The 11,134-nt window shown below is 42.5% G+C and carries 10 protein-coding genes; 8 read left to right on the forward strand and 2 right to left on the reverse strand.

What is annotated here, in order from left to right; translation table 11 throughout:
- Positions 1-1,007, forward strand: a 1,007-nt coding sequence (locus VFM80_RS09735; RefSeq protein ID WP_395071632.1) for an alpha-amylase family glycosyl hydrolase, incomplete at its 5' end; no start/stop codon positions are given.
- A gap of 13 nt (positions 1,008-1,020) precedes the next feature.
- Here the strand turns inward: VFM80_RS09735 and VFM80_RS09740 are convergent.
- Together VFM80_RS09740 and VFM80_RS09745 are read right to left on the reverse strand one after the other, a co-directional pair.
- Positions 1,021-1,593 (reverse strand): pentapeptide repeat-containing protein, encoded by a 573-nt coding sequence (locus VFM80_RS09740; RefSeq protein WP_395071633.1) that lies wholly within the window; start codon positions 1,591-1,593, stop codon positions 1,021-1,023.
- 65 nt (positions 1,594-1,658) lie between these two features.
- On the reverse strand, positions 1,659-2,747 hold the full coding sequence (locus tag VFM80_RS09745) for a 3-oxoacyl-ACP synthase III family protein (protein ID WP_395071634.1): 1,089 nt from the start codon (positions 2,745-2,747) through the stop codon (positions 1,659-1,661).
- A gap of 288 nt (positions 2,748-3,035) precedes the next feature.
- On the opposite strand from VFM80_RS09745, the gene VFM80_RS09750 reads away from it, so the two are divergent.
- The 7 genes from VFM80_RS09750 to VFM80_RS09780 all read left to right on the forward strand — a co-directional run.
- Entirely contained in the window at positions 3,036-4,052 is a 1,017-nt protein-coding gene (locus VFM80_RS09750) for a hypothetical protein (RefSeq protein ID WP_395071635.1), read from the forward strand.
- A gap of 39 nt (positions 4,053-4,091) precedes the next feature.
- Positions 4,092-4,241: a hypothetical protein gene (locus tag VFM80_RS09755; RefSeq protein ID WP_395071636.1), complete on the forward strand. Its 150-nt coding sequence runs from the start codon at positions 4,092-4,094 to the stop codon at positions 4,239-4,241.
- Positions 4,242-4,524: 283 nt separating this feature from the next.
- Complete coding sequence (locus tag VFM80_RS09760; RefSeq protein WP_395071637.1) at positions 4,525-6,027, forward strand: phytoene desaturase family protein; 1,503 nt, start codon at positions 4,525-4,527, stop codon at positions 6,025-6,027.
- 11 nt (positions 6,028-6,038) lie between these two features.
- On the forward strand, positions 6,039-6,671 hold the full coding sequence (locus tag VFM80_RS09765; RefSeq protein WP_395071638.1) for a rhomboid family intramembrane serine protease: 633 nt from the start codon (positions 6,039-6,041) through the stop codon (positions 6,669-6,671).
- Entirely contained in the window at positions 6,664-7,587 is a 924-nt protein-coding gene (locus VFM80_RS09770; RefSeq protein WP_395071639.1) for a rhomboid family intramembrane serine protease, read from the forward strand. The genes VFM80_RS09765 and VFM80_RS09770 overlap by 8 nt, the downstream gene beginning before the upstream one ends.
- A gap of 5 nt (positions 7,588-7,592) precedes the next feature.
- Positions 7,593-8,828 (forward strand): flavodoxin-dependent (E)-4-hydroxy-3-methylbut-2-enyl-diphosphate synthase, encoded by a 1,236-nt coding sequence (gene ispG / locus VFM80_RS09775; RefSeq protein WP_395071640.1) that lies wholly within the window; start codon positions 7,593-7,595, stop codon positions 8,826-8,828.
- A 300-nt stretch (positions 8,829-9,128) separates the two neighbouring features.
- Positions 9,129-11,134, forward strand: a 2,006-nt coding sequence (locus VFM80_RS09780) for a SusC/RagA family TonB-linked outer membrane protein (protein WP_395071641.1), incomplete at its 3' end; no start/stop codon positions are given.

Here is an 11,134-nt window from a genome sequence, read left to right on the forward strand (position 1 = left end):
CCAACCGGTGGATGAATCCAAAAGGAAAGGGAATTGAGCACGGAATTGATGGCTGGAGGCTGGATGTGGCTTATGAAGTAGCACATCCGTTTTGGAAAGACTGGCGAAAGCATGTTCGCTCTATTAACCCGGAGGCTTACCTTACCGCAGAGATCGTTGATGAACCTGAGAACGTAAAACCCTATTTGCAGGGCGATGAATTTGACGGTGAGATGAACTACAACTTTGCCTTTACTTCTGCAGAATTCTTCTTTAATCCGGAGCCTACCAGCATAACTGCAAGTGAGTACGACCAAAAATTGAGAGAACTCAGAGAAATATATCCAGAGGGGGTAGCCTACGTTTCACAAAACCTGTTTGGCAGTCATGATTCAAACCGGATTGGCTCCCATATTGTAAACCGGAATAATGGGATTGGTAATTTCAGGGATTGGGGGAATTACTTTGGTGCATCAAAAGGTGAAAACCCGAATTATTCCACCCGAAAGCCCCAGGAAGATGACATTGAGCTGCAAAAACTGTTCGTGATCATGCAAATGACTTATGTAGGTGCACCTATGATCTATTATGGGGATGAAGTGGGCATGTGGGGAGGGAACGATCCCGACAGCCGAAAGCCCATGATCTGGGAGGACATTAACTACGATGATGAAGTATACAACGCTGATGGCTCGACCCATGCGCCAGATAAGGTGGAAGTGAATACAGATTTATACAATCATTATAAAAAACTCATTTCTATCAGGAATGAAAACAAGGCGCTGCAGGTGGGTTCCTATAAAACAGTGTTTACTAATGATGAAAATGGCATATTCGTTTTTGAAAGAGTCCATGAAGGTGAAAGCATTTTTGTAGTGATCAACAACAGCGAAACCGAACAGATTGTTAATATTCCTGAACTGGAAAATGGATGCTTCACTGATCTTTTGGATGGAAATACCTTTGATTCAGGGAAAGAAAAAATGGTTCCAGGAAAATGGGGACTGATTCTTAAACAGTGCCGATAATCTGATTCAGGATTTACTCAACTACAATTCCGTACTTGTTCAGCAAACCGGACAACCCCTGAAGTGAAAACTTGGCGCCCTCAATTTTATTCAGTTCTGGATCGATGGAAAAGTTGTAGGAAGTAGAGAAGTTAGCTTTTTCCAAGAGGGTGGCAGAGAAGGTGGCTTTGGCTAAGTCGCAGTTTTCGAAAGTAGAATCTTTCAGTTCTGCTTGTGTAAAGTCCACTTCCTGCAGGCTGCAATCTTTGAAAAGACTGTTATTCAATTTCACCCCAAAAAAAGAGGAGAGGTTTAGGTTGCAGGATTCGAATTGGGGAGAGAAGGCAAAATTACTGCAGGAATCAAACTGGAGCCCAACCATCTTACATTCATTGAAACCGGTATCCCGGACAGAGGTGCCGTAAAGCTTTGCCATCGATAGATCACAACCTTCAAACTCGCACTCAATAAAGCTGCATTCTGAGAGATCTAATTTTGGAAACTGACAATTGATGAACCGGCAGTTTTCATAATCACCGGTTTTAAATTTTTCTCCGTTGAAGTCTATTCCGGTGTAGGTTTCTTCGAAAAAATATGCTTTGGTCATACTGTAATATGGCTAAAAATGGGAAGGAATATAAGCATGGATATACACCTAGACTACGAGCTCAGCTATATTCTATAAGCAAGAGCATTGATATTCATTCCTGCTCCCACGGAAGCAAAAACCAGAATGCCATCTTTATCTTTATTGATATCATAGCCCTCCAGTTTATCTTTCCAGATCAGGTCCAGCAGAGTAGGGATGGTAGCCACAGATGAATTTCCCAGCTTGGAGATGGTCATAGGCATTACATCTTTGGGGACTTCATCTTTATCATAAAGGGCATAAAGCCGTTGTATAATGGCATCATCCATTTTCCCGTTGGCCTGATGAATGAGAATGTGATTCACGTCATCGATAGAAAGCCCGCTTTTATCAAGACAGCCTTTTATAGCCATGGGCACATGAGTGATGGCATATTGGTAAAGTTTACGTCCTTGCATCTTCAGGAAAATATCCCCTTTGTCTTTTAGTGCGGGATTGTAGGATTTATCCATATACAACATCTTGGCATACACTTTGGTATCAGAGCGGGTATTATGAGAAAGGATGCCGATAGGATTTTCACTTTCCTGGGCTTCCAGGATGGTTGCACCGGCTCCATCTGCATAGATCATACTGTCCCGGTCGTGTGGGTCTGAAACTCTTGATAAAGTTTCGGCTCCAATTACCATTACTTTTTTGGCGTCTCCGGATCTAATATAATAATCAGCCTGAATGACTGCTTGCAGCCATCCCGGACATCCGAAAGGCAAATCATAGGCAATGGTGCCTGGGTTTTCAATTCCCAGTTTGTGCTTTACCCGGGCTGCCAGGCTGGGAACCATATCGCTGCGATTACTGCCGTGCTTTACATCTCCAAAATTATGTGCCACGATAATATGATCCAGTTCTTCCTTATCAATACCGGCCGATTTGATGGCCTCTTCGGCAGCAAGATGGGCGATATCAGAAGTAGCCAGGTCGTCGGTCACATAGCGCCTTTCTTCAATTTCCGTGATCTCGGAAAATTTTTGAATGATCTCTTCATTAGCTTTCTCGAGCGGATTTCCGGTTTCATCAAAAAACTCATTTTTGAGAAAAGCTTCATTTTTGATACACCGGGTTGGTATATAACTGCCCGTTCCGGTAATTATGCTATTGATTGAATTCTTCATGACGGCCCTCAATTTCCAATTACCTATGATGTGATAAGTTAAATACCCTTTATCACCTCGGTAAACGTAAAGCTTAGGGCGGTAAATTCAAATGATTTTTTAGTACATTTCGTAACGGTGTACCGGATAGAGGATAAGGGATGGAATTAGAATACAACTGTAAAGTTGATTCATAATTAAAAATATTTTATATCAAATCAGATTATTCTCAAAAAGAAGTAGAGAGTAGATACTATAGGGGAGTTGCTTACTTAAGGTGCAATAAACAAATAACTAAACATGGGCACTATGAAATATTCTAAACTATCGGGAATTTTTTCGCAGGTTTTGATAGTAATACTCTTTTTCGGTTTTTCTTTGACTTCATGCACCGAACAAAAAGAGGATTTAAACAACGTAGAGGTATCAGCCATACATGATGCTGAAAACAATCAGCACATCTTTGAAATGAGTACCAAAGAGACGAAATCCGGCTGGGTTACCTTTAATTTTAATAATGCATCTCCCTCGGATCATTTTTTCATGTTGTATAAAGTTCCAGAAGCTGCAATTCAGGCTGCAGAAGAAGTCGGCGAGCCAATTTTACAGCATTGGTATGGTGCGGTCACGGCTCCATTTCAAGAAAACTTCAACCCGTACATAAACGGAGAGATTGAGTTTGGTGAATTTGTAGACAGCCTGGTTGCAGAGATATCTGTCAAAGGTCCATGGTTCTTTGATCCCGGAGCACCGACTATGGGAGGCCCAGGTATTACTGCAGCAGGAAGCAGTTCTGCAACAACCGTTTACCTTGAGCCGGGAGAATATATTGTGGAATGTTATGTGAAGGATGAGGAACAGGTATTTCATTCATATATCGGAATGTTAGAGCATTTGACGGTAACCGCAGAGAAGAACGAAGCTGAAGAACCTCAGGCAAATAAAATAGTAACTATCTCATCAGGGAACGGAATAGAGTTTACAGAACCTTTCGGTGCCGGGGAACAAATTGTTGAAGTTCATTTTGCAGATCAAACATCCTATAGCCATCTGCTTGGGCATAATGTACAGCTTGTAAAACTGGAAGATGCAGAAGACGATTCGTTACTTCAATCTCTTGGAGACTGGATGAACTGGACGACTCCTTTTGGTTTGACAGCAAATGCACCAAACGGCGCTAAATTTATGGGAGGAGTTATGGAAATGACTGAAGGACAAAGCGGGTATATGCATTTAGATCTTGAACCGGGTGATTACGCCTGGATTGCTGAAGTTCCTGACCCTGCCGATAAAGGCATGCTAAGAACATTTACTGTTTCAAATTAAAAATTTTTCAATTTAATAATAGCTTAAAGCCACAGTGATGTGGCTTTTTTATTTTCTCTTACCAATCTCATGGTTGAAACTGTAGGATATGGGAGAAGAAAATCCCGATCATCAAAAAGATCCTACAAATCATGGTTCAATGATGGGAAGCTGGAGCTTCCGGGACTGCGTTCCCAAGCCGGAGCTTAGGAACGAGTATGTATTACCGGAATGAGGTTTTGATATCCTAATTAAATCTGGGAACATCCGCCCAATCCTATCAACCGCGTCCCATTTGTCCTCGTTCCGCCGCTCTGCTGCGGAATGTATGATGAAAGCTCTGCTTCCTGCCAGTAGTAGGATGAGGCTGAGCCTCAATGTGGCATTCCGGAGCGGAGCACCGGAACGAGGTTTTGGTTCCCTAATAAAATCTGTGATCATCTGCGTTCCAATTCATTGGAACATTTAAGCCTCCATTTCATGTTACACCCACATGAAAATAAATCAAGACTACGACGCTATTATTGTAGGCTCCGGGATGGGTGGAATGAGTGCCGGTGCCATGCTCGCCAAAGATGGCTATAAAGTACTTATAATCGAAAAAGCTCATGCTCCCGGTGGGTGTTCTTCGTCCTATTTAAGGAAAGGGTATGTGTTTGAATCGGGGGCGACCACGCTCATTGGTTTTGATGAGGATCAGCCGCTATGGAAGCTTGAACAGGAAACCGGCATTCGGATCCCCAGGGAGGAGATTACCCCAAGTATGTCGGTATGGATAGACGGGGAGCAGGTCACCCGCTACAAAGATCGTGAGCAATGGATACAGGAATGCGCCCGTGTTTTTGGGAATGAAGATGCCCAACGGGCTTTTTGGGAGGAAGCGTTCAAAGTATCCGACTTGGTTTGGAAAGTGTCTCTAAAGAATCCACACTTTCCGCCCCAAAAGATCTCCGAATGGGGAGAGCTTTTCACGAACAATAATCCGCTGGATGCATGGGTGCTGAAATATGCGTTTCAGTCGGTAGGTGATGTGATGAAAAAGTATGGGGTTGATACTCCTAAATTCCGTCGCTTCGTGGATGAGCAGTTGATGATTACCGCTCAGGCCAGATCATACGAAACACCTTTCCTGTTTGGTGCGGCCGGGCTAACTTACACCAACTACTCCAATTTTTACGTACCGGGTGGACTCCTTGAGATGATCAATGCAATTAGAGTATTTATTCAGGAGAAAGGTGGAGCACTTCACACCAAAGAAGGGGTGCAGATGATAGCCAAAGAAGGAGATCAGTTCACGGTTCACACCCAAACAACAAGGAAGGAAAAATTCGCTTACCGAGCTCCGATCGTGATATCGAATGTACCGGTTTGGAATATGAAGGATATTACGGCGGGTGAAATGAGTGCGTATTTCAATCGCAAAGCCAATGATTTTGATGAAGCGTGGGGAGCCATCACGCTCGGAATCGCCACTGATGATATCTATCCGAAGGAACTCCCGCTTCATCATCAGATCCATCTAGAAGAAGGAGATACTGTTCCATTTACAGATTCGGATTCCATCTTTGTATCCATGTCAAAGCCGGGAGATTCAGTGCGGGCAAAAGAGGGGATGCGTACGCTCAATATCTCAACCCATGCTTCTCCGGAATGTTGGTATTCTATGAATGGAACTTATGATGCCGCTAAACAACAGGCGGAAGATTTCATTGTGAAAGTGCTTAGGGATAAACTCCCCGGTTTTGCAGACGCACAGATCGAGGTCATTCATACTGCTACGCCGGTCACTTGGGAGAACTGGGTGTACCGCAAAAAAGGCAGGGTGGGCGGAATTCCCCAAAGTATGGCACGAAGCTTGCTCAAGTGGACTCCTAGCGAAACTCCGTTCAAAGGTTTGTATCTTTGTGGAGATACGACTTATCCGGGACAAGGAATTCCGGGCGTAACTTTGAGCGGAATCAACGTATATTCACGTATCAAAAAGAATCATCATTAAAGCAGAGATTTTTGAATAATTTTTCACCGAACACCAGTTTTACTTTATTTCCCCCCGTTATAAAAAATCTGTTGATCATCAATGGGTTGGCATTTTTACTTACCAAGCAACTATTTGGCTCAGGATGGACTCCGATCGGTTCGGCAATTGCTCCATATCTGGTTCTGAGTCCTTTGGGCGAAGGTTTTATGCCCTGGCAGCTGGTTACTTATATGTTTCTTCACGCTGACCTTGGTCATATCTTTTTCAATTTGTTTGCACTTTGGATATTCGGTCAGGCCATTGAAAACCTGTGGGGATCAAAACGATTCCTGATCTATTATATGTTGTGCGGTATCGGAGCTGCTGTTATCCATATGTTCATTGGCGGATATTTTACCTATACATTAGGTGCTTCCGGCGCTGTATTTGGAATTCTTTTAGCTTTCGGGATGATGTTCCCCGACCGGTATATAATGTTGCTGATCCCTCCAATTCCTATTAAGGCTAAATACTTTGTGCTGTTTTACGGCTTGTTTGAACTGTTCAATGGATTGGCAATGCCTAACAGTGGGATCGCTCATTTTGCTCACTTAGGTGGATTAGTTGTTGGATTTGTACTCATTAAATACTGGGGACTCAAAAAACCGGAGCAGTATGGCTAGAGGATCATATAATTTTCCCGGTGGCGGAGGAGGCGGTGGTATGCGAAACCAAATGCCTTTTGATTCATTTTGGGGTGGTATTAAATTTGCCTTCATGAGAATGCCGGTAGCTATTCGTACCATTATTCTGGCCACGTTTATAGTATTTATTATTCAGATGTTGGGGGGACAAACCCTGAATACCTGGGCAATTAACTATTTGGGATTTGACCCAAGCTTCCCAACCTTTTTGACTCAGCCCTGGCGGATGATTACCTACTTATTTCTGCACGGTGGTTTTCTGCATTTTCTTTTTAACATGCTCTGGCTTTGGTGGATGGGAAGAGCAGTGGAAGAAACAGTTGGTCCGCGCACCTTTACCGTTATTTATTTTGGAGCGGGAATATTAGGGGCTTTACTGGATGCAGGACTTGCATTGGTATTCAGTGATGCGCTGGTTATTGGAGCTTCCGGAGCAGTAACCGGAATGCTGGTGGCTTTTGCAATGCTCTATCCCAGAGCTCCCATCATGCTGTTCTTGTTTCCCCCTATTGAAGCTCGTTATTTTGTGGCGGGTTGGATAGCGATTGACATATTATTTGTGGGAGCAGGTGATGGAATAGCCCGACTTGTTCATATTGGCGGTGCATTAGGTGGCTATTTGATGATCAAAGCTTATCAAAACGGAAAGGATCTAAGTTTGGTTATCCGCTACATAGAATATCTGTTTGGTAAACTGAAGCCGAAATCCGGAGGTAAAAGTAAAAGTAAGCGATCGAAAAATAAAAATATGAGTATCGTTCAGGATGCTGAAATTGTAGAGGAAGTTGAGCAAACTGAACTGGATGCTATTTTAGAGAAGATATCTAAAGAAGGATATGATTCACTTACCAAAGAAGAAAAACGAAAACTATTTGAACTCAGTAAGAAAGATTAAGCAATATGGCTGCTATAAAAAGACGTAAATCAATTCAGGTAATGGTAGGTAATGTACCGGTGGGGGGAGGAGCTCCTATTGTGGTTCAATCCATGACCAATACTGATACCGCTGATATTGATGAAACGGCAGATCAAATTGAACATTTATTCAGGGCAGGATCGGAATTGGTAAGGATCACAGTCAATAATGACGCGGCTGCAAAAGCGGTTCCTCATATAAAAGAGAAATTATTGAAGAGGGGGGTGACTGTTCCCATAATTGGAGATTTCCATTATAACGGGCATAAGCTGCTTACCCAATATCCCGACATGGCAAAAGCTCTGGCCAAGTTTCGTATAAACCCGGGAAATACTGGAACCAAAACCCGTGATGAGAATTTCGCTACCATCGTAGAACAAGCTATCAAATATGATAAACCAGTACGCATTGGTGTGAACTGGGGCTCGCTCGATCAGCAGTTGCTTGCCGATAAGATGGATTCAAATAATGAACTTCCAAACCCGAAATCAGCAAAAGAAGTGATGCTGGACACGATGGTAGAAAGTGCGAAGCGATCTTCAAAACTTGCCGAAGATGTTGGTCTGGCTTCAAACAAAATTATTATCAGCTGCAAAATGTCGGGCGTGCAGGATGTGGTAAAAGTGTATGAACGAATAGCTGAGGCTGTAGAATATCCATTGCATGTTGGACTTACAGAAGCAGGAATGGGTATGAAAGGAATGGTAGCAAGTGCTTCTGCTTTGTCAGTGATCCTGCAGCAGGGTATAGGAGATACCATTCGGGTATCACTAACGCCGCAACCCGGGGCCGACCGTGCCCTTGAGGTTCAGGTGGCACAACAGATCCTGCAATCCCTGAAGATCAGAAATTTCATTCCACAGGTAACTTCTTGTCCCGGTTGTGGGAGAACCAAGAGTACCTATTTTCAGGAACTGGCTGAAGAGATCCAGGATTATATAGTAGAATCCATGCCCGTTTGGCGAAAAGCTTATCCCGGAGTAGAAGAAATGGACGTGGCCGTAATGGGTTGTGTGGTTAATGGACCCGGAGAATCAAGAGCTGCAAATATAGGCATTTCATTACCCGGAACTTTTGAAGAGCCCAAAGCCCCGGTTTATATAGATGGCGAGCACTCAACTACGCTCAGGGGAGACCATATAGGAGAGGAATTCCGTGCGATCCTTGACAACTACATTAAAGAGAACTACAGTAGAAACGGGAAGTCTGAGAATAAATAATTGTAAGCCCTTACATTGTCAGTTGAATCAATTAGTTAGCTTTAGTTCTAATATGCTTATCGAGGTAATAACATATAAGCATTTCAGCATGTAGAATGATATTATTAGAGCATATTACTTTCCTATAAACAGTTACTTACTCCAGAATCACTTCATTATCTTTAAGTAACGAATGCAGATCCGTTGTTAAGCTTGTGTTAAAATCTACTTGATAAAATGTAAGCGCTTACATACATTATTTAAAAGATTAGAATTAAACTTCAAATTTCAGCCAATAAAAACCAACATTGGAGTACTAATATGAAAGATACAGCGATACCGGGACCAGGAATCTGCTTGAAAAGGATCGACCAATATGCATCTAAGTTGCTAATGGCTTTTCCTTTGATGGTAGCGCTTCTATTTTCGGGGATTGGACAAACTGACGCCTTGGCTCAGGAAAGGGTAACGGTATCAGGAACCGTGACTGATGGCGAAACCGGTGAAACATTACCGGGAGTTAACGTTATAGTAGTTGGTACAAATATAGGTACGCCTACAAACGTAGATGGGTATTATGAACTTAATGTTCCCAGCCTGCAAGATACGTTACAATTTTCATTTCTTGGATTTCAGAGATTATTTGTTCCAATTGATGGAAGAACAGAAATTAATGTACAAATGCGTTCCCAGACGTTATCGGGGGAAGAAGTAGTTGTAATTGGTTATGGAACTCAGGAGCAGGGTGATAACACCGGTTCTGTAAATTCTATTAGTACATCCGATTTTAATGATGGTAACATCACATCTCCACAACAATTGTTTCAAGGTAAGGCTGCCGGTGTAAGTGTAACATCCGGTGATGGTGCTCCCGGAAGTGGTGGAGTTATCAGAATAAGGGGAGGTTCTTCACTTTCAGCGAGTAACGATCCTTTATTTGTAGTTGACGGTGTGCCCTTAGATGGCGGTGGAGTTTCTGGCATGAGAAATCCATTGAATACCATCAACCCAAATGATATTGAATCTATCAACATCCTTAAAGATGCATCGGCTACGGCCATTTACGGTTCTCGTGCTTCCAACGGTGTGATCATTATCAACACTAAAAAGGGACGTGTTGGGCAGGATCTGGCAATTAGTTACAGTACAAGACTGTCTTATCAAACAAATCAGCAAAGGGTAGATATGCTGGATGCTGATCAGTTTCGTGATGTTATTCAAGATGAATTAGGAAGTACTGCTGCAGATGCATTAGGTAATACGGATACGGACTGGCAAGATCAGATCTATCGAAATGCTTTTGGCCAGGATCACAATGTGAGTGTTACCGGTGCTTATCAAAATATTCCTTACCGTGTTTCGCTAGGTTTTTCAGGTAATGAAGGGATCTTACGAACCGATAGAAATGATCGCTTAACAGGTTCAGTTTCATTGAATCCTTCTTTCTTTGATGATAAACTAAAAGTAAACCTCAATGTAAAAGCTATGCAGGTTCAAAACCAGTTTGGAAATCAGGGTGCGATCGGTTCTGCTGTTATTTTTGATCCTACACAACCTGTAGAGGGGAGCAGTTTTGGCGGATACTATACCTGGGTTGATGGGAATGGTAATCCAAACCCGCTAGCACCATCCAATCCGGTTGCACTGATCGAGCAAAGAGAAGATGTATCTACAGTATATCGTACAATTAGTAATGTTGAAGTTGACTATGCACTTCCATTTGTATCAGGTTTGAGCGCCATATTAAATGTAGGTATAGATTATTCTGATGTTGCGAATGGCGAAGTAGTAGTGCCTGAAAATGCAGCTTTTGAGTATACCGGTAATTTTGAAACTTCAGGATTACGGGTAGATTATGACCAAAGAAAAGAGAATGAACTTTTAGACTTTTATCTTAACTATCAGAAAGATGTAGCTGATTGGCAAAGTAGTTTTGATATGATCGCAGGGTATTCCTGGGAACATCATTATGAGGAAGGTTTTAACTATGTTACCAATTTTGATCGTTCTGATGAGGCTAATTTAGATGTTCGGCAAGACACTGATTATGCTACAGAAAACTATATAGTTTCTTTCTTTGGCCGCTTGAATTATGCTTTCAAAGACAAATATCTGTTGACTGCTACGCTGCGTCAGGATGGTACATCAAGGTTTTCCGAAGATAATCGCTGGGGATTATTCCCTTCCGCTGCTCTTGCATGGAAAATACATGAAGAATCATTTATGAGTAGTTCGGATGCCGTGACTGAACTTAAATTACGGGTAGGATATGGAATTACCGGTCAACAGAATATTGGACAGGGAGACTATCCATATTTGCCGGTCTA

Source organism: Gracilimonas sp. (genome assembly GCF_035704785.1).
GTDB lineage: Bacteria > Bacteroidota > Rhodothermia > Balneolales > Balneolaceae > Gracilimonas.

Coding starts and splice junctions, on each gene's coding strand:
- VFM80_RS09750 (WP_395071635.1), top strand. CDS start 3,036: ATGAAATATTCTAAACTATCGGGAATTTTTTCGCAGGTTTTGATAGTA.
- VFM80_RS09740 (WP_395071633.1), bottom strand. CDS start 1,593: ATGACCAAAGCATATTTTTTCGAAGAAACCTACACCGGAATAGACTTC.
- VFM80_RS09770 (WP_395071639.1), top strand. CDS start 6,664: ATGGCTAGAGGATCATATAATTTTCCCGGTGGCGGAGGAGGCGGTGGT.
- VFM80_RS09745 (WP_395071634.1), bottom strand. CDS start 2,747: ATGAAGAATTCAATCAATAGCATAATTACCGGAACGGGCAGTTATATA.
- ispG (WP_395071640.1), top strand. CDS start 7,593: ATGGCTGCTATAAAAAGACGTAAATCAATTCAGGTAATGGTAGGTAAT.
- VFM80_RS09760 (WP_395071637.1), top strand. CDS start 4,525: ATGAAAATAAATCAAGACTACGACGCTATTATTGTAGGCTCCGGGATG.